General features: G+C 70.9%; 20 protein-coding genes. 12 read left to right on the top strand and 8 right to left on the bottom strand.

The features are described 5' to 3' along the window. The first annotated feature begins 42 nt into the window (after positions 1–42). A complete protein-coding gene (locus tag QMG73_RS09515; RefSeq protein ID WP_281893837.1) occupies positions 43–1,305 on the top strand; it encodes a PHB depolymerase family esterase in 1,263 nt (420 codons plus the stop codon). 28 nt (positions 1,306–1,333) lie between these two features. On the opposite strand, the gene QMG73_RS09510 is transcribed toward QMG73_RS09515, so the two are convergent. Continuing rightward, entirely contained in the window at positions 1,334–1,717 is a 384-nt protein-coding gene (locus tag QMG73_RS09510) for a PPOX class F420-dependent oxidoreductase (RefSeq protein ID WP_281893835.1), read from the bottom strand. A 7-nt stretch (positions 1,718–1,724) separates the two neighbouring features. Continuing rightward, a complete protein-coding gene (locus QMG73_RS09505) occupies positions 1,725–2,336 on the bottom strand; it encodes an acyl-CoA-like ligand-binding transcription factor (protein ID WP_281893834.1) in 612 nt (203 codons plus the stop codon). Positions 2,337–2,391: 55 nt separating this feature from the next. Between QMG73_RS09505 and QMG73_RS09500 the strand changes: the two genes are divergently transcribed. Further along, the gene (locus QMG73_RS09500; protein ID WP_281893833.1) at positions 2,392–3,312 is read left to right on the top strand and encodes an SDR family NAD(P)-dependent oxidoreductase; all 921 of its coding nucleotides are present in this window, start codon (positions 2,392–2,394) and stop codon (positions 3,310–3,312) included. Here QMG73_RS09500 and QMG73_RS09495 read toward each other — a convergent pair. Next, positions 3,309–3,941, bottom strand: a complete 633-nt coding sequence (locus tag QMG73_RS09495; RefSeq protein WP_281893832.1) for a trimeric intracellular cation channel family protein — start codon at positions 3,939–3,941, stop codon at positions 3,309–3,311. The genes QMG73_RS09500 and QMG73_RS09495 overlap by 4 nt on opposite strands. Positions 3,942–4,031: 90 nt before the next feature. On the opposite strand from QMG73_RS09495, the gene QMG73_RS09490 reads away from it, so the two are divergent. Together QMG73_RS09490 and QMG73_RS09485 are read left to right on the top strand one after the other, a co-directional pair. Next, positions 4,032–4,574 (top strand): SAM-dependent methyltransferase, encoded by a 543-nt coding sequence (locus QMG73_RS09490; protein WP_281893831.1) that lies wholly within the window; start codon positions 4,032–4,034, stop codon positions 4,572–4,574. A gap of 11 nt (positions 4,575–4,585) precedes the next feature. After that, entirely contained in the window at positions 4,586–5,452 is an 867-nt protein-coding gene (locus QMG73_RS09485; protein WP_281893830.1) for an LLM class F420-dependent oxidoreductase, read from the top strand. Positions 5,453–5,572: 120 nt separating this feature from the next. Here QMG73_RS09485 and QMG73_RS09480 read toward each other — a convergent pair whose 3' ends face one another. Continuing rightward, positions 5,573–6,658: an epoxide hydrolase family protein gene (locus tag QMG73_RS09480; protein WP_281893829.1), complete on the bottom strand. Its 1,086-nt coding sequence runs from the start codon at positions 6,656–6,658 to the stop codon at positions 5,573–5,575. Between the two features lie 96 nt (positions 6,659–6,754). On the opposite strand from QMG73_RS09480, the gene QMG73_RS09475 reads away from it, so the two are divergent. The 5 genes from QMG73_RS09475 (at position 6,755) to trpD (ending at position 12,886) form a co-directional block, all read left to right on the top strand. After that, entirely contained in the window at positions 6,755–7,207 is a 453-nt protein-coding gene (locus QMG73_RS09475) for a MarR family winged helix-turn-helix transcriptional regulator (protein ID WP_281893828.1), read from the top strand. A 171-nt stretch (positions 7,208–7,378) separates the two neighbouring features. Further along, complete coding sequence (locus QMG73_RS09470; protein WP_281893827.1) at positions 7,379–8,377, top strand: TerC/Alx family metal homeostasis membrane protein; 999 nt, start codon at positions 7,379–7,381, stop codon at positions 8,375–8,377. Positions 8,378–8,385: 8 nt separating this feature from the next. Next, positions 8,386–8,709, top strand: coding sequence for a hypothetical protein (locus QMG73_RS09465; protein WP_281893826.1), 324 nt, complete (start codon positions 8,386–8,388; stop codon positions 8,707–8,709). A 21-nt stretch (positions 8,710–8,730) separates the two neighbouring features. Continuing rightward, a complete protein-coding gene (locus tag QMG73_RS09460; protein WP_281893825.1) occupies positions 8,731–11,622 on the top strand; it encodes a tetratricopeptide repeat protein in 2,892 nt (963 codons plus the stop codon). A gap of 217 nt (positions 11,623–11,839) precedes the next feature. After that, on the top strand, positions 11,840–12,886 hold the full coding sequence (gene trpD / locus QMG73_RS09455; protein ID WP_281893824.1) for an anthranilate phosphoribosyltransferase: 1,047 nt from the start codon (positions 11,840–11,842) through the stop codon (positions 12,884–12,886). 55 nt (positions 12,887–12,941) lie between these two features. On the opposite strand, the gene QMG73_RS09450 is transcribed toward trpD, so the two are convergent. After that, a complete protein-coding gene (locus tag QMG73_RS09450) occupies positions 12,942–13,409 on the bottom strand; it encodes an SRPBCC family protein (protein WP_281893822.1) in 468 nt (155 codons plus the stop codon). 1 nt (position 13,410) lies between these two features. Beyond that, a complete protein-coding gene (locus QMG73_RS09445) occupies positions 13,411–13,734 on the bottom strand; it encodes an ArsR/SmtB family transcription factor (protein WP_281893821.1) in 324 nt (107 codons plus the stop codon). A gap of 130 nt (positions 13,735–13,864) precedes the next feature. Between QMG73_RS09445 and QMG73_RS09440 the strand changes: the two genes are divergently transcribed. Then, positions 13,865–14,557, top strand: coding sequence for a flavin reductase family protein (locus tag QMG73_RS09440; protein WP_281893819.1), 693 nt, complete (start codon positions 13,865–13,867; stop codon positions 14,555–14,557). Here QMG73_RS09440 and QMG73_RS09435 read toward each other — a convergent pair. After that, positions 14,492–15,106: a TetR/AcrR family transcriptional regulator gene (locus QMG73_RS09435; RefSeq protein ID WP_281893818.1), complete on the bottom strand. Its 615-nt coding sequence runs from the start codon at positions 15,104–15,106 to the stop codon at positions 14,492–14,494. The genes QMG73_RS09440 and QMG73_RS09435 overlap by 66 nt on opposite strands. A gap of 36 nt (positions 15,107–15,142) precedes the next feature. On the opposite strand from QMG73_RS09435, the gene QMG73_RS09430 reads away from it, so the two are divergent. Together QMG73_RS09430 and QMG73_RS09425 are read left to right on the top strand one after the other, a co-directional pair. Further along, on the top strand, positions 15,143–15,469 hold the full coding sequence (locus QMG73_RS09430; RefSeq protein ID WP_281893817.1) for a rhodanese-like domain-containing protein: 327 nt from the start codon (positions 15,143–15,145) through the stop codon (positions 15,467–15,469). 47 nt (positions 15,470–15,516) lie between these two features. Continuing rightward, positions 15,517–16,137: a sugar O-acetyltransferase gene (locus QMG73_RS09425; protein WP_281893816.1), complete on the top strand. Its 621-nt coding sequence runs from the start codon at positions 15,517–15,519 to the stop codon at positions 16,135–16,137. A 76-nt stretch (positions 16,138–16,213) separates the two neighbouring features. Here the strand turns inward: QMG73_RS09425 and QMG73_RS09420 are convergent, their stop codons facing one another. Further along, positions 16,214–17,167: a LysR family transcriptional regulator gene (locus QMG73_RS09420; protein ID WP_281893815.1), complete on the bottom strand. Its 954-nt coding sequence runs from the start codon at positions 17,165–17,167 to the stop codon at positions 16,214–16,216. Positions 17,168–17,259 lie beyond the last annotated feature (92 nt).

Raw genomic sequence — 17,259 nt, 5'->3', positions numbered from 1 at the left:
CACTAGTGAAATGATGTGCGAGCCGGAGTAACGTGCCGAGCCATGGAGAGACGAACCATGCTTGGTGTCGGACTCGGAACGGTGGTGGCGGGGATCGTCGTGGACCCGGGAGATGCGGCGGCGCACGGGCGTGAGCCCCGTGCGATCGGTGCCACGGTGCTCACGCGGGTGACGCCGGTGGGATACAAGGTCACCGGTCTCGCCGTGAAGTACGACGGCGTCGTCCGGGGCGGGATCGACGCGAGCGAGTTCGAGGTCACGGTGACGCTCACGCGGCCGGACGCCGCCCCGCAGACGGGCGGCCGCACGATCGTCGACGCGTACCCGAACGACGCTCCGGAGTTCGCGAAGCGTGGACGGCCCGGCAGGTACGTCATCCTGGAACTGGACGAAGACGACGCGCTCGCGGCCGGCGCCTACAACCAGACGTTCACCCGCTTCTACGATCTCGCCGGCGCCTACCAGGTGCGGCAGGGCAACGACACCGTCACCAACGCCGGGGTGCGGAACGCCATTGTGGACGACTACGCGGCCGCGACCTTCGGTGAGACGCTGCCGTACCGCCTCTTCACGCCCGAGGTGCGCCGTGGTCGCAGGTATCCGCTCGTGGTCACGCTGCACGGGTTCGGGGAGAGCGGCACCGACAACTTCGCCCAGATCGCCGGCAACCAGATCTCCGTCGCGTTCGCGGATCCGGCGCGGCAGGAGCGGCACCCGGCCTTCGTACTCTCACCCCAGGCGCCCCAAGGCATCCCGGGAATCGGCGGGTGGTGGCGCTCCGACGTGCGGGCGGCCGTGCTGGAGTTGGTGCGGACGACGCTCGCGAAGAACCGCGCCATCGACCCGCACCGGGTCTACCTGACCGGGCTGTCCATGGGATCGTACGGTTCGTGGGCCCTGCTGCCCGAGCACAAAGCCCTGTTCGCGGGCGCCCTTCTCGTCTGTGGCGCGGGCAGCGAGACGGCGGCGGTCGATACCCTCGGCGACTTCCCGATCTGGGCCGTGCACTCCGCCGATGACGCCGTCGTGGCGTACGACGCACCGGGTTCGGACTACCGCATCTTCAAGGCCCTCGAAGCGGCCGGCCACCCGGTCACCTGGAGCGAGTGGGCGGGCACGGCACCGGAGCGCGCCCAGGAGGCGTACGCCGTCGACGCGTGCAGGCGGGCGGCCAAGTCGGGGAGCAAGCACATCTTCACGACGTTTCCGGCCGGTACGACGCCGCTGTTCAGCCACGGCTCCTGGATTCCCACGTACCCGAACGACGCCATCCTCGACTGGCTCTTCGCCCAGCGCACCCCCTAGCCCTGATCACGGGGTGCGCGGGCGATCTCTAGTCGGCGAAGGCGATGCGGATGCCGACTGTGCCGTTGCGGCCGCGGCGGATGCGGCTGCCGAGCATGCTGATGCGGCCGATGAGGCCGTACTTGCGCGCGATCGCCCGGCGGATGTGATCGTCGGCGGCGACCGAACCGGTCAGGGTGGCTCGTGCCGCGACGGCTTCTCCGTGCGGGTTGCCGCGGAAGTCGCACGGAGCGACGGTGACGCTGCCACTGCGGCGGATCCGCTTGACCTTGCCGGAGTCGGCGACCGTCCACACGGCGAGAGCGTCGCCGTCGCGGGCGAACCAGACGGGGGTGGCCACCGCGCGGCCGTCTTTGCGGAACGTGGTCAGCAGGACGTACTTCTCTTCGGCGAGACGATCGAGGACGTTCATGGGACTCCTAAGCGGGTCTGAGGGCGGCCATGGCTTCGTCGAGCAGCTCGCCGAACGGGCGGCTCTGGCTCGTGGCGATCCAGGTTTTCTTGGCGGCGATGAGGCAGGAGAGGGCCGCGCCGGCGATGGCGGCCGGGGTGGGGTCGGCGGGGGATGGGCGCCCCATCCGGTCGCGGAGCAGGTCGGCGAGCTGCTCCTGTGCCCGCGCCATCCGCTCCAGCTCGCCCGCGCTCAGCGCCGGGTTGGCGCAGATGACCTTCTCCATCGCGAGCGTGCGGGCCAGCTGCCGCTCGTCGTCGAAGAACTCGACGATGACGTCGAACGCGCGCCGGAGCGACTCCCACACCGGCTCCTCGCGGGGACGGGCGGTGATCGCCTCGGTGAGCCGGTCGGCGAGCAGCTCGTACTTGCCCAGTACAAGATCCTCTTTCGAGGTGAAGTAGCGGAAGAACGTCCGCTTCGACATCCCCGCGGCCGCCACCAGGTCTTCGATCGTGGTCTGGTCGTATCCCTTCGCCGCGAACAGGTCCTGCGCGAGCAGTGTCAGCTCGGCGCGCATCGCGCGCCTGGTCCGTTCGCGGACGGGTATCGGGTTGCCGTGCACCATGATGTCGACCATACCACTCGTAGGCACACTTGGCACTCGGTGGCACTTCGGGCGTATGGTGGCACCCATGAGCGATAAATGGACCGAGCTAGATGTCCCCCAGCAGCGCGGCCGCGTGGCGGTCGTCACCGGCGCCAACACCGGCCTCGGCTTCGAGACCGCACGGGTCCTCGCCGAGCACGGGGCGAGCGTGGTGCTCGCGGTGCGTGACGTCGAGAAGGGCAAGCAGGCCGCCGACCGCATCGTCGCCCAGGCGCCCGGTGCCGACCTGGCGATCCAGCGGCTCGACCTGACCTCGCTGGACTCCGTCCGGGCGGCGGCCGCCGAGCTGCGCTCCAGCTACCCGAAGATCGACCTGCTGATCAACAACGCGGGCATCATGACCCCGCCGAAGCGGACCACCCGTGACGGGTTCGAGCTTCAGTTCGGCGTCAACCACCTCGGCCACTTCGCCCTCGCCGGGCTGCTGCTCGACCTGATGCTGCCCGTGCCCGGCTCGCGGGTGGTCACGGTCAGCAGCATGGCGCACCGCGTGCGGGCCGGCATCCGCTTCGACGACCTGCAGTCCGAGCGGTCCTACGACCGGGTCGCGGCCTACGGGCAGTCCAAACTGGCCAACCTGCTGTTCACGTACGAGCTCCAGCGGCGCGTCGCCCCGCTGGGCGGCACCATCGCGGTCGCCGCTCACCCGGGCGTGGCCGCCACCGAGCTCGTCCGCAACCTGCCGGGTCCGGTACGCCTGGTCCTGCCCGCGGTCATGCCGCTGTTCACCCAGGGGCCGGCCATGGGCGCACTGCCCACGCTGCGGGCCGCCACCGACCCGGCGGTGCTCGGCGGCCAGTACTACGGGCCCGACGGCTGGCGCGAAAACCGGGGACACCCCCGCGTGGTCGCCTCCAGCAAGCAGTCCCACGACGAGGCCGTCCAGCGCCGCCTGTGGGCCGTGTCTGAGCAGCTCACCGGAGTGCGGTTCCCGCTTGAAGATTAACCGCCGTTGCGGGTCCAGGCGCGTGGCGCGGTCCAGTGGCGGAGCATGGCGACGATGCGGAACAGGAACACCATCACCGCCGCGCAGGTGGCCACGACAGGCATCGGCAGGTCGGTGTGGTGGGCGCCCGCCACGAGGGTCGCGCCGGCCGCTGCGGGTATCGAGTACAGGTCGGTGTCGACCTGTACCAGCGCGGGCGTCTCACGGGCGGTGATGTCCCGCAGGACCCCGCCCCCGACGGCGGTGGTGATGCCCAGCAGCACCGCCTGCAGCGAACCGAGACCGAAATCCAGCGCCTTGAGGGTGCCGGTGACGCAGAACAGCCCGAGCCCGGCGGCGTCGAAGACGAGCACCGTGAAGGCCAGCCGCCGCATGACGGGGTGGACGAAGAACGTCACCACCGCGGCGATCAGCGGGATGATCAGGTAGTTGGCGTTCGTGAACGCGGCCGGCGGTATGTCTCCGATGATCAGGTCGCGCAGGATGCCGCCACCGAGCGCGGTCAGCATGGCCAGTACCACGATCCCGACGACGTCGAAGTCCTTGTGGATGGCCATCAGGGCGCCGGACGTGGCGAACACGTACAGGCCGATCAGTTCGAGGACGTTGATGACCATGTCCGCTGACATGGTCATAGTGTCGCCCGCCGGTGGTGAGCGCGGCCGTCGCATCGCGGGATCCCGAACGACGAGCGGCGCGGAGGTCGGTAGATTCGATCCGTGCGGGTCAAATCCATTCCAGAGCGCATCAGGTGGGCCGTCGAGACGTTGGGGATCCGTCCCACTGACCGGATTCTGGAGATTGGCTGTGGCCGCGGCAGCGCCGTGTCGCTGATCTGCGAGCGGCTGGACGGTGGTCGCGTCACCGCCATCGACCGGTCCATCACAGCGGTCAAGCAGGCCGAGCAGCGCAACGAGGCCAACGTCACCGCCGGCAAGGTGGTCTTCCAAGCCGCCCCGCTGGACACGGCGAACCTCGAAGGCGAGCGGTTCGACAAGGTGTTCGCGGTCAACGTGAACCTCTTCTGGGTCCGCTCCTCGGCGCGTGAGCTCGACATCGTCAGGCGGCTGCTGAAGCCCGGCGGCGCCATGTACCTGTTCTACGAGCCGCCCGACGCCTCGCGCGCCGCCGCGATCGCCGACCGGATCGCGCCGTTCCTCACCGAGCACGGCTTCGACACGTCCGTATCGATGGCCACGTCCAGCCGTTCGATGGCCCTGGTGTGCATGAAGGCTTGCGTTCGAGTGCGCTCGAAGTTGTAGCGTCCGAAACGATGAAACTCGGACTGCACTACTGGAACTACACCACTCCGGCCGACGCGACGCAGATCGCGCCGGCTCTGGCCGAGACCGCGCGGATCGCGGAGCAGGCGGGCGTCTCGTCGTTCACCGTCATGGACCACTACTTCCAGATGGAAGGCATGGCGTCGGCCGACGAGCCGATGCTCGAGGGTTACACGACCCTGGGCTATCTGGCGGGCCGGACCGAGCGGATGACGCTCGGGCTGCTGGTCACCGGCGTGATGTATCGGTACCCGGGGCTTCTGGCCAAGATCGTGACGACGCTGGACGTGCTGTCCGGCGGCCGGGCCCGGCTGGGCATCGGGGCGTCCTGGTACGAGCGCGAGCAGCGCGGCCTGGGCGTGCCGGTCGTGCCCGTGGGGGAGCGGTTCGAGCGGCTGGAGGAGACGCTGCGCATCTGCCGGCAGATGTGGAGCGACGACAACGGCCCGTTCGAGGGCAAGCACTACCAGCTGGCCGAGACGCTGTGCGTGCCCGCGCCGCTGAGCCGGCCGCACCCGCCGATCATGATCGGTGGCGGCGGTGAGCGGAAGACCCTCCTGCTCGCGGCCCGGTACGCCGACGCGTGCAACGTGTTCGGCACCGCCCCCGCCGACGTGGCGCACAAGCTGAACGTCCTGCGTGGACACTGCGAGGCGGAAGGGCGCGACTACGACGCCATCGAGAAGACGGTGCTCGTCACGCGCCCGCCACTGCCCGATGTGGACGCTTTCGTCGCCGAGGTGGCCGAGTACGCCAGGCTCGGCGTGACCGAGGTGCAGACGATGCCCGACCGGCACCCGGTCGAGTTCGCGCAGCAACTCGCCGAACGAGTCGTGCCCAGGGTCGACACCATCTGAGCTACCGCGACGCGGCGCGCGGTCAACGGGGTGAGCGTGACTGGGTGCGGAGGGTGAGGCCGCGGGAGCAGCGGTCTTGCGCCCGGCGGACGTCGCGGTAGCTCAAATCCCACCACCCTGTCACCCGACGTGGGTGAGGAAGAAGTCCCGGATGTCCTGGGCGAGCAGGTCCGGCACCTCCATCGCGGCGAAGTGGCCGCCGCGCTCGAACTCCGACCAGTGCCTGATGTCGAACAGCCGCTCGGCCAGGGGGCGCACCGACTGAGTGATGTCGTGTGCGAACACCGCCACGCCGAGCGGGACCCGGCACGGCGCGACGCCGCCCCGAGGGGTCTCGCGGTGCAGCCGGGCGGAGGAGGCCGCGGTGGCGGTGAGCCAGTACAGCGAGATGTTGGTGAGCATCCGCTCGTCGCTGACCGGCGTGCGCGGGTCTGTCCACTGTGCGAAGCGCTCGGCGATCCAGGCGAGCTGGCCCACGGGCGAGTCGGTCAGCGCGTACCCGATGGTCTGCGGGGTGGTGGCCTGCAGAGCCTGGTACGGCGGGCGGTTCGCCATCAGGTGCCGGACCTTGTCCAGCCGGGCATCGTCCCTTTCGGACAGTTCGATGCCGGCGTCCGGGGCCGGCCGGGTCGGCAGGTAGTTGACGTGTACCCCGACGACCTGTTCGGGCGCCACCGCGCCGAGCGCGGTCGAGATGCCCGAGCCGAAGTCGCCGCCCTGCGCGCCGTAACGTTCGTATCCGAGGCGCCGCATCAGCTCGGCCCAGGCCCGCGCGACCCGGCCGACGTCCCAGCCGCGTTCGTGGGTCGGTCCGGAGAAGCCGTAACCGGGGATCGAGGGGATCACCAGGTGGAAGTCGCGCGAGAGCGGCTCGATCACGTCGAGGAACTCCAGGAACGATCCGGGCCAGCCGTGGGTGAGGATCAGCGCGAGCGCGGCCGGTTTCGGGGACCGGACGTGGACGAAGTGGATGTGCTGGCCGTCGATCTCGGTGGTGAAGTGCGGAAGCTCGTTGAGCTTGGCCTCGTGCTCGCGCCAGTCGTAACCGGTGCGCCAGTACTCGGCCAATTCCTTGAGCCGTGCCAGCGGAAAGCCGTAGTCGTGCCCGGCGCCGTCGAGCTCGTTGGGCCAGCGGGTGCGGGAGAGCCGGTCGGTCAGGTCGTCGAGGTCGGCCTGGGGGATGTCGATGCGGAACGGCTTGATCATCGCCTTGCCTCCGGAGAATCGTTCGTCACATAAACGTTTGTGCGACTAACGATAACAGAATCGTTGGTGCCCCTAACGATTCGTTAGACTCGTCACATGCAGAGCCCGTCCGAAGAGGCACCCGCCGGGGGGTGGGAGAGCCTGCCCAGCTGGCTGCTCACCCAGACCGCGATCCACGCGCACCGCCTGGTGGCAGACGGGTTCTCGTCCGTTGGCGCCCGCGGATACCACTACCGCCTGCTGGCGACGCTGGAGCATCTCGGGCCGGCCAGCCAGGCGGCGCTGGGCCGTCGCAGCGGCATCCACCTCAGCGACATGGTCGCCACGGTCAACGAGCTCACCGACCGCAAACTGGTCGAGCGCGTGCCGGACCCCTCCGACCGGCGGCGCAACATCATCTCGCTGACCGCCGCGGGCAAGCGGCAGCTGCGGCGGCTGGAGAAGCAGCTGGCCGATACGCAGGAGGCGCTGCTGGCTCCGCTGTCACCCGAGGAGCGTCACCTGCTGACTGAGCTGCTGTCCAAGGTGCTTGACCACCACAACCGGTAGGCCCTTCGCCTCCCAGGAAACGTTCAGGCGGGGCTCATATGATCGGCCGCGAGGGGAGTACCTCACGAAGGACCGCTCCGGTCAGTACGGGCTTGCCACGGGCCCCCGGGCGGTCGCCCGCCGGCGGGTGAGGGAGACCTCGAACGGTTTGACGCGTTCGAGGAGGCCCCAATGCTGGAGTCGATCGGTTCGCCGCTGCTGTGGGCGGTCACCGTCGTCGTGTTGCTCGTCCTGCTGGCGATCGATTTCGCGATCACGCGGCGCCCGCACGACGTGCCGATGCGGGAAGCGGTCGGCTGGACGGTGTTCTACCTGGCCCTACCGGCGGCGTTCGGCCTGTTCGTCTGGGCCTCGTACGGCGGGACGGCGTCGGTGGAGTTCTTCACCGGGTACGTGGTGGAGAAGTCGCTGTCGGTGGACAACCTGTTCGTGTTCATGCTGTTGCTGACCGCGTTCGCGGTGCCGTCGGCGCTGGCGCAGCGGGTGCTGCTGTACGGCATCGTCGGCGCGCTGGTGTTGCGGGCGATCTTCATCGCCGCCGGAGCCGCCGTGATCAGCACGGGAACGTGGGCGTTCCTGCTCTTCGGTGCCGTGCTGCTGGCCACCGCGTTCAAGGTGATCCGAGACGCCGCCCGCGGCACCGAGCATCAGACGGACATCGACGGCATGCGGTCGGTCCGCCTTCTGCGGCGGTTGATGCCGGTCACCCGGGAGTACCACGGCGCCAAGCTGGTCACCCGGATCGACGGCCGGCGGGCGCTGACCCCGATGGCCCTGGTCGTGGTCGCGGTCTTCATGACCGACGTGGTCTTCGCCGTGGACTCGGTGCCCGCGGTGTACGGGGTGACCGACGACCCCTACCTGGTGTTCGCCACGAACGCGTTCGCGCTGCTGGGGCTGCGGGCGCTGTACTTCGTGCTGCGCAACGCGCTGGCCGCCCTGCGGCACCTCAACCACGGCCTCGGGATCATCCTGGCGTTCATCGGCGTCAAACTGATCCTGCACTGGGCGCACGGCGTCTGGACCTGGGTGCCGGAGGTGCCGACCCTGCTCTCCCTCGGCGTCATCATCGCCACCCTCGCCACCGTCGTCACGACCAGCACGCTGGCCAATCGCCGCGACGCCAGGGCAGCCGCCTCGGCGTTGACGCAGAGTGGTGGGGGGTCTTGAATTCCCCTATGACCGAGCCCCGCACGCACGAGGTGCAGATCGTCGCCGCCTCGCCGGATGAGATCAAGGAGCTGCTGGGTGTCCGCGGCGACCTGCCTGCCGGAGGCGAGGTGCCGGTCGCGGACGGCGTCACGCTCAGTGGCCTGCGGCTGACCCGGTCCAGCGGGTTCGAGGGTACCCAATATGTCCTGGAGGCCCTGGTGAGCGTCGCGACCAGCGTGAGCAGCGCGGTGCTGGCGGCCTGGCTGACCGACAAGATCCGTGGCCGGCGTGGCGTCGCGGCCAGCGTCGACGGCCAAGAGGTCCGGCCGGCCGACGCCGACGGCGTCTGAACCCGGACCGGCGTCGCGCCCGTGTACGTTCACAACCCGCTCAACGCGCACACCCCGGTGTACGCCCGGTTCGTCGCCGCCCGTGACGGTGCGGAGCCGCCGCCGCGCGACGCGGAGCTCGCCGCCCGCGCGCTGGCGCGGTACCGCACGCACGCGCTGCGGCTGTACCGCGCGCGCGGGCTGGAGCCGCCGGACGCGGCGCCCGCCGAAGACGACCGGGAGCTCGTATCGGCCTTCCGCCGGTTCCTGCCCGGCCTGGTCGAGGGGAGCCCGCTGGCCGGCGCGGTCGCCGGGATCCCGGTGATCTTCCCGAGGACGGCGGTGCCCGACGCCCGCGCAGACTCGGTCGACGACCAGCCGGTCGTCTACGTCAGCGCGGGCACCCTCGATGTGATCGAGCTGTTCGCGCGCACGGTGAGCAGGTGCGCGCGGCTCAACGAGCTGGCCCTGCCGGCGCTGCGCGAGCTGGAGCCCGACCCGCCCGCCGCGGTGCCGCTGGCCTGGCTGACCGTCGGCGGCGACCAGTGGGTGGGGCTGCGCGTGCGGGACCTGCTGGCCGAGGCGCCGGCGGGCCCGGAGCTGCGCGAGCGGCTGTGCGGCGCCACGGCCGGCGTCGCACCGGTATCGAACGCGGGGCTGGCCCGGCACCGGCTGTCGTACTGCCTGATGCAGCTGGTCATGCGCGCTGTCCGGCGGGCACGCGAGGGCGTACCGGGCGCCGTCGACCTGCCGGACGAGCAGCCCGACGGCCAGTCACCGATCGAACCCGCGTACCTCGCGCAGCTCACCCTCGGGTTCGTCGTGCTGCACGAGATCGGCCACCACGTGCTGGGCCACAACGAGATCGGCTTTCGCGGCTCGCCGCAGGAGGTGGCGCTGGCGGAGGCGATGCTGGCCGCGTTCGAGCCGGGCGAGGGCGAGCAGGCGGTCGACCTGCTCGGTCGGGGCTCGTCGTTCGAGCTGGCGGCCGACGCGTTCGCGGTACAGGTGGTGGACGGCGAGGCTCAGGAGCCGGTACTGGAGGCGGGGTCGCTGTGGTGCGCCGCCTCCGAGCGGTCGGCGGTGGTCACCGGCGACCGGGTACAGGACATGGTCGAGATGTCGCGACAGCCCGACGCCCACCCGTCGTACTCGGCTCGCGTCTACTTTCTCAACGGCCGGTTCAGCACCGGCCGCCGCCAGGGCGCGATCGCCCAGCAGGTCGCCACCAGCGCGGAGAGCGCCGCGGGCGAGATCGACAGCACCGGCGTCGAGCCGGCCGCGGGCGAGCCCGACCTGTACCGGGAGATCTGGGACATCGCCGGGCAGGCAGCGCGGGAAGGCCCGTACGACTGGATGGTGTGGCCGCCGGAGCCGGACGAGGACGTGCTGGACGAGTCGGACATCCAGGTGCAGGGCCTGCTGGCGTGGGAGGCGGGCCGGCTCGCCGACGCCGAGGCGCTGTTCCGGGCGGCGACCCAGGACACCCGGCCGGAGGTGGCGCGGCGGGCCCGGGTACTGCTCGGCCGGGTGCTGGAGGACCAGGGCGAAACCGGTGCGGCCGAGGCGGCGTACCGCGAAGCCGACGAGATGGGCGACGGCGACGCTGCCAACGACGTGGGGCTGCTGCTGGCCGAGCGCGGTGACCTGGCGGGAGCCGAGGCAGCGTACCGGCGGGCCGACGAGCGCGGTTGCGCGCCGGCCGGGTACAACCTGGGCCTGCTGCTCGACGTGGGCGGCGACCGGGCGGCCGCGATCGAGGCCCTGGAACGGGCGGACGCCCGCGACCACCCGCAGGCGGCGATGATCCTCGGCCACTGGGCGCTGGACGCCGGCGACCTCGACCGCGCCGAGGCGTGCTGGTACCGGGCCGACGAGCGGGGCGCCACCGGCGCGGCCACGAACCTGGGGTACCTGCTGCAGCAGCGCGGCTACCTCGACGACGCCGAGCAGGTGCTGCGCCGGGCGGGGGAGCGCGACGAGCTCGACGGCCTGCACAACCTGGGCTGGCTCCGGCAGCAGCGCGGCGACCTCGACGGTGCGGCGCAGGCGTACAGCGAGGCGGTGACCCGCGGCCGGGAGGCTTCCGCCGGCAACCTGCGCGCCGCGCTGCACGCCATCGTGGAGCGCGACGAGGGCGACGTGCCGTTCGTGCAGGCGGCCGCCGAGGGTGACGCCGGAGCCGCGGTCGAGCTGGGCCGGCGCATCGCGGCGCGCGGGCGTACCGCCGACGCGGTGCGGGTGTGGCAGCACGCGGACCAGTTGGGCCACCCCGACGCCATCAACGAGCTCGGGCTGGCGTACGCCGCGCGGGGCGACGTGGCCGGGGCGGAGGCGGCGTTCCGCGAAGGCGCCGAACGCGGGCATCGGGGTGCCGTCTACAACCTGGGCGTCATGCTGTACGAGCGCGGCGACGTGGACGGGGCCGAGGCGCAGTGGCGGCGGGCCGACGCGCTCGGTGACGGTGCGGCGGCGTACAACCTGGGTTCGCTGCTGGAGCGGGCAGGCCGGGAAACCGAGGCGTGGCAGGCGTACCAGCGGGCCGACGAGCGCGGCGACGACCTCGGCGCGGTCCACCTGGGGGTACTGCTGGCGAAGGCGGGCGACACCGAGGCGGCGGCCGCCGCGTTCGGTCGCGCCGAACAGCGTGGCAGCTCGGAAGGGCCGGCGCACCTCGGCGACCTGCTGTACCGGTCCGGCGACCACGACGGCGCCGAAGCGGCCTGGCGGCGGGCCGACGCGATGGGTGACCGCGACGCCGCGTACAACCTGGGCCGGCTGCTGCGCCGGACCGGCAACCTCGACGGCGCCGAGACCGCGCTGCGCCGGGCCGCCGCTCGCGGGCACCCGTCGGCGTCGCAGCAACTGGCCTGGGTGCTCTCGGCCCGCGGCCACCAGCGCGCCGCGGCAGCGGCCTTCCTCAACCGCCCGTGATCAGGGCGTCCCTCAAGTCGCCCTAACGACTTCAGGGACGCCCTGATCACGGGCGGGGGTTTGCTAGAGTTTCCGCGTGACCCTGCGTTCGACCTGCTGGTGGCCCGCCTTCTAGGCGGCCCCCCTGTTCGAACCTTCAATCGGCCGCCTCGACGAGGCGGCCGTTGCCATGTCGGGCACCGTCGCCTTCGCCGAGCGCCTTACCGCGAGGACTGCGATGACACACACCTGGGCGGCGCTCCTGTCCAGCCTGCTCGACCGCCGCGACCTCACCAGCGCCGAGACGGCGTGGGCGATGAGCCAGATCGTCTCGGGCGAGGCGAGCCCGGTGCGGGTGGCGGGCTTCGCGACCGCGTTGCGGGCCAAGGGCGAAACCGCGGCCGAGGTGGAGGGCCTGGTCGCCGCGCTGCGCGCCAGCGCCGCACGGGTCGCCATTCCGGGTACGACGGCAGACATCGCCGGCACCGGTGGCGACCGGACCGGGGCGGCCAACATCTCGACGGTGGCGGCCATCGTGGCGGCCTCGACCGGGGTGACCGTGGTCAAGCACGGTGGTCGGGCGGCGTCGTCGACGACCGGGGGAGCGGCCGACCTTGTCGAGTACCTGGGTGTGCCGCTGGAGTTGACGCCGGCGCAGGCGGCACGGGTGGCCGCCGAGGCGGGCATCACGTTCCTGTTCGCGCCGATGTTCAACTCCGGGCTGCGGCACGCCGCCACCGTACGCCGGCAGTTGGGCGTGCCGACGGTCTTCAACATCCTGGGGCCGCTGATCAATCCGGCCGCACCCGCGCATCAGGTGATCGGGGTGGCGGATGCGCGGATGGCGCCGGTCATCGCGGAGATGGTGGCCGCGGGCGGGCGAAGCGCTCTGGTGGTGCGCGGTGACGACGGGCTCGACAAGCTCACCACCGTCACGACGTCTCGCGTGTGGACAGTACACGATGGAGTGATGACGCGGACCGTGCTGGATCCGCGCGAGCTGGGACTGTCGCGGCCCGATCCTGCCGCGTTGCGCGGCGGTGACGCCGCGGCCAACGCGCGGATCGCGCACGCGGTGCTCGACGGGCGCCCGGGACCGATCCGGGATGTGGTACTGCTCAACGCGGCGGCCGTGCTGGTAGCGGCATCGCCACACCGACCGTCCCTTGTGGATGCTCTCGCGACGGCCATGGTCCGGTGCGCGGAGGCGGTCGACTCCGGCGCGGCCCGGGCCACCCTCGCCAGATGGGTGGCCGCGGGCCGGAGCGCCTATGCCGGCGCGTAGTCCAGCAGGACGAGGCGCTCGTCGAGCACGTCGGCTGACACTCTCCGATGTGGACTCAGGCGAGCTTCTTCAGGTACTCGGCGAGCGCGTCGTACGACGCCTTGGCGCCCTCGGCCATGCCGGAAGCCGCCATGCCGTCGCGGTCTTCCTTGCTGTCGAAGCGGGTGAGGCTGGTGACGGTCGTCTTGCCGCCCTCCTCCGTCAGCTCCAGCGTCTCCACGCACACGTGACCGGGCATGCCCTCGAACTCGAACGTCCACACGATCCGCTCCGGCGCCTTGATGTCCCGGTACTCGCCGCGGAACGCGTACTGCTCGCCGTCCGGCGTGTGCTCGACGAAGCGCCACTTGCCGCCGGGGCGGAAGTCCATCTCGCAGTCGAGCGGGTTGCCCCGGCCCCACCAGTGCTTGATGTGCTCGGGCTTCGAGTGCGCCTCGAAGACAAGCTCGCGCGGCGCGTCGAACACCCGCACCATCTGGATTTCCAGGTCGGTCGGCAGCGTCACGGTCAGGTTGTCGCTCATCTCAGGTCTCCTTCTGGATCTGTTGCAGGTATTCACCGAGCGTGTCGTAGCGCTGCTCCCAGAACCGCTCGTAGAAAGCGATCCAGTCAGCCACCTCGCGCAGCGGCCTCGCGTCGAGGCGGCAGGGTCGCCACTGCGCCTCCTTGCCGCGCGTGATCAGCCCGGCGCGCTCCAGCACCTTCAGGTGCTTGGAGATGGCCTGGAGGCTGATCGGGAACGGCTCGGCGAGCTGGTTGACGGTCGCCTCGCCCTCCGCCAGACGGGCCAGGATCGCCCGCCGGGTCGGGTCGGCGAGAGCGCCGAACACCTCGCTCAGCCGGTCCACGCCTTCCGCCTTTCTCAACCACTCGGTTAATCAACTTATAGGTTGAATACTGCCTCGCGCTGACGGGCCTGTCAACACCACGGCCGATTTCCGCCAGCAACCGCATCGACCCGGCTGCCAGAGTCGAGCGATGCATCGCGCCGTCGAACCCCGAGTGCTCTACTTCGGTACCCCGGTCGTCCTCATCAGTACCTGCGACGAGGACGGCTCGCCGAACCTGGCACCCATGTCGTCGGCGTTCTGGGTGGGCCGGTCCGCCATGCTCGGCCTCGACGAGACCTCGCAGACCACCCACAACCTGGCCCGGACGGGCCAGTGCGTGCTCAATCTCGCCCACCCGGCGCTGGTGCCGGCCGTCGACCGGCTCGCGCTGCTGACCGGCAGCCGGGCCGTGCCGGAACACAAGCTCGCCAAGGGGTACCGGCACGAGGCGGACAAGTTCGGGGTGGCCGGGCTCACCCCGATCCCCTCCGACGTCGTACGCCCGCCCCGGGTCGCGCAGTGCCTGATCCACCTGGAGGCGACGGTCAGCCGCATCCATCCCTTCGGCGAGCCGGAGTCCGGAGTCGTGGCGGTCGACGTGGACGTGGTCCGGGTGCATGTGGAGCAGGACCTGCTCGTACCCGGCTCGACCCGCTACATCGACCCGGACAAGTGGGATCCGCTGATCATGAAGTTCCTCGAGTTCTACGGCGAGGGCCGCAACGTGCACCCGTCGCGGCTGGCGCGGGGATGGGGCGCCCCGCCGCGGGCGGCGTCAGCTGTATCGGGCGGTCAAGCGGCGCAGCCCGCCGCGGATGCGCGCCTCGCCGAGCTCCGGTAGCAGTGCGGCCACGTGCTCGGCCGCCAGGGCGGCGAGCAGGGCGTGCGCGGCGTGATCCGGATCGGGTACACCGTCGAGCAGGATCGCGGCGTGCCGGTGCCAGAAGCGGTAGGCCCCGATCCGGTACCGGGCGCCGGGTGAGGCGGTCTCCGACATCCGCACCAGGTCCAGGTGCTCCAGCAGGTAGTCCAGGTAGGCGTCGACGAAGGCGGCGAGCCGTTCGGCCGCCGGCGCCCCGGGGCCTAGTGGCGGTGGTCCGTGCAGGATCGCCTCCTGCAGCGTCTGCTCGCGGGTGTCGAGCAGCGCGACCGCGAGGCCCGACTTGTCGCCGAAGCGGCGAAACAGGGTGCCCTTGCCCACGCCGGCGGCGGTCGCGATCTGGTCCATGGAGACGGCGGCCACCCCGTGCTCAGCGAAGAGTCGCGCGGCCGCGTCGAGCACCGCCGTGCGGTTGCGCGCGGCGTCGGCGCGTTCCTTGGGTGGTGGCGTACGCAACAGTTCGAGGGGTGTTGCAAAACCGGACCGTGGTCCGCTACTGTCTCCAGACATAACCGGACTATAGTCCGAATGCTTGGGAGGAAGCGAATGACCACACTGATCACCCGTGACGAGTTGAAAGCGGCGATCGACGCCGGGACCGTCACCGTCGTCGACGCGCTGGGCGGCGAGTACCACGCCAAGCAGCACCTGCCCGGCGCCCTCGCGCTGGCACCGGGGGAGGTGGACGCGCGGGCCGCGGCCCTGCTGCCGGACCGCGACGCCGCCATCGTCACGTACTGCTCCAACCCGTCGTGCCCCAACAGCGGGCAGGTCGCCGACCGGCTCACCACCCTCGGCTACCGCAACGTGCGCAAGTACCGGGAGGGCATCGAGGACTGGACGGGCGCCGGCCTGCCGACCGAGTCCCTCTGAATTGCGCTGAGGCCGGCTTGCGTTGGTGCGGGGCCTGGGGTTGGATCATGATCATGAGTTCCGGCGTGTCGCGCGGCGACGAGCAGGCGGTACTGGATCGGATCCGGCAGGGGCTGATCTACACCGAGTCAGAGGCGTCGTTCCAGGCCCCGCAACGGCGTACCGATCTCATCTTCGAGTACAACCACACGCCGCCCAGCGACACCGCCCGGCGCGAGTCGCTGCTCACGGCGATCTTCGGATCGGTGGGGGAGCGAGCGGTCGTGCTCCCGCCCTTCCACGCCGGCTTTGGAAGCAACGTCCACATCGGCGATGACTTCTTCGGCAACGTCAACCTCACGTTCGTCGACGACGTCGACATCCGCATCGGCGACGGCGTCATGATCGCGCCCAGTGTGACGCTCACGACGACAGGACATCCGGTGCATCCCGCGCGCCGGGTCGACTACGCGCGCTTCTCGGAACCCATCGTGATCGAGGATCGGGTCTGGATCGGCAGCAACGCCGTCATCCTGCCGGGCGTCCGCATCGGGTACGGGTCTGTGATCGGCGCGGGCAGCGTGGTCAGCCGCGACGTCCCTCCCATGGTCGTCGCCGTCGGAACCCCGTGCCGCGTCCTCCGCGCGATCACCGAAGCCGACCTAACCACCCGCACCCCGCCCGCGTAACGGGGGTTTGGTTGTGTGGCGCGGAGGGTGAGGCCGCGGGAGCGACGGTCTGGGCCGCGGCGGGCGTCGCGGTAGCTCAGAGTCTTTTGTTTGTTGAGCGTCGGCTCCAGGTTGGGGTCCAGATGTCGGGGGCGGGGTCGGCGCGTCGGGAGGCGAGGTAGTCGCGGAGGTTGCCGAGGGCGGGGTGTGGGTTGTCGGCGCGCCAGATCAGCGACATCGGGTAGATCGGTGCCGGGTTTCGCACCGGTATGCGGTGCAGGTCGTAGCTGTCGGGCCACAGGTATCGCGAGTTTTCGCCGACGAACGTCGCCAGTCGCGGGGAGTCGGCGATCTCGGCCAGCAGGGCCTCGTATCCGAAGACCGGCCCGAGTACGTCGATGGTGAGCCCGAACGCGGCGGCGAGCTCGTCGTAGTAGTCGGCCCACTCGGTGCCGGGCGCCATGCCGGGCATCCAGATGCGGTGGTCGGCCAGTTGGGCGGGCGTGACCGTGCGCGCGTTGGCGAGCGGGTGACGGGGGCCCACGAGTAGCCGGTGCGGCTCGTCGATCACGCGGGCCGTCCGGATCGCCGGCGGCAGGAGGTGCGGGGGAGCGGTGACGGCGTGGAAGGTGGCGTCGATCGTGCCGGCCTCGATCGCGGCGATCGCGGCGTCGACGTCGGCGCTCAGCATCGTCACGACATCCAGTTCGATGTCGGGATGCGCGCGGTGGAAGTGTTGCAGCAGCACGGCCGGCACAATTCGTCTACTGTGGACATCGACGCGCAGTGCGCGCCGGCCGGGGCGTACGGACGCGTCGGCCCGCGCCGCCACCCGGAGAAGCTCGCGGGCGTGGGGCAGGAACGCCTGGCCGTCGATGGTGAGCTGGGCGCCCCGGGCGGTGCGGGTGAACAGGCGCACCGCCAGGTCCTTCTCCAGCGCCGCGACGCGTTTGGAGACGGCCTGTTGGGTGACCGACAGTGCGGCGGCGGCTTCCTGGAACTGGCCGGCGTCCGCGACGGCGACGAAGGTGCGCACGGCGTCGAGATCCACCCGCAGACCCTATCCACACAACGACTGGTTGTGGCTCGCGGCCATTCTGGTTGTTTGATTCGCCTTTCCTCGGCTTGCTTTGATCTCCGCGA

It is taken from the genome of Phytohabitans aurantiacus, assembly GCF_027923225.1.
GTDB classification, from domain to species: domain Bacteria; phylum Actinomycetota; class Actinomycetes; order Mycobacteriales; family Micromonosporaceae; genus Phytohabitans; species Phytohabitans aurantiacus.
Note: the sequence above shows the minus strand (reverse complement) of the source record. Positions and strands in the feature narration are given on the sequence as shown.

Coding starts and splice junctions, on each gene's coding strand:
- QMG73_RS09435 (WP_281893818.1), bottom strand. CDS start 15,106: ATGTCTGGAGACAGTAGCGGACCACGGTCCGGTTTTGCAACACCCCTC.
- QMG73_RS09430 (WP_281893817.1), top strand. CDS start 15,143: ATGACCACACTGATCACCCGTGACGAGTTGAAAGCGGCGATCGACGCC.
- QMG73_RS09485 (WP_281893830.1), top strand. CDS start 4,586: ATGAAACTCGGACTGCACTACTGGAACTACACCACTCCGGCCGACGCG.
- QMG73_RS09450 (WP_281893822.1), bottom strand. CDS start 13,409: ATGAGCGACAACCTGACCGTGACGCTGCCGACCGACCTGGAAATCCAG.
- QMG73_RS09465 (WP_281893826.1), top strand. CDS start 8,386: ATGACCGAGCCCCGCACGCACGAGGTGCAGATCGTCGCCGCCTCGCCG.
- QMG73_RS09440 (WP_281893819.1), top strand. CDS start 13,865: ATGCATCGCGCCGTCGAACCCCGAGTGCTCTACTTCGGTACCCCGGTC.
- QMG73_RS09495 (WP_281893832.1), bottom strand. CDS start 3,941: ATGTCAGCGGACATGGTCATCAACGTCCTCGAACTGATCGGCCTGTAC.
- QMG73_RS09500 (WP_281893833.1), top strand. CDS start 2,392: ATGAGCGATAAATGGACCGAGCTAGATGTCCCCCAGCAGCGCGGCCGC.
- trpD (WP_281893824.1), top strand. CDS start 11,840: ATGACACACACCTGGGCGGCGCTCCTGTCCAGCCTGCTCGACCGCCGC.
- QMG73_RS09515 (WP_281893837.1), top strand. CDS start 43: ATGGAGAGACGAACCATGCTTGGTGTCGGACTCGGAACGGTGGTGGCG.
- QMG73_RS09510 (WP_281893835.1), bottom strand. CDS start 1,717: ATGAACGTCCTCGATCGTCTCGCCGAAGAGAAGTACGTCCTGCTGACC.
- QMG73_RS09480 (WP_281893829.1), bottom strand. CDS start 6,658: ATGATCAAGCCGTTCCGCATCGACATCCCCCAGGCCGACCTCGACGAC.
- QMG73_RS09425 (WP_281893816.1), top strand. CDS start 15,517: ATGATCATGAGTTCCGGCGTGTCGCGCGGCGACGAGCAGGCGGTACTG.
- QMG73_RS09475 (WP_281893828.1), top strand. CDS start 6,755: ATGCAGAGCCCGTCCGAAGAGGCACCCGCCGGGGGGTGGGAGAGCCTG.
- QMG73_RS09470 (WP_281893827.1), top strand. CDS start 7,379: ATGCTGGAGTCGATCGGTTCGCCGCTGCTGTGGGCGGTCACCGTCGTC.
- QMG73_RS09505 (WP_281893834.1), bottom strand. CDS start 2,336: ATGGTCGACATCATGGTGCACGGCAACCCGATACCCGTCCGCGAACGG.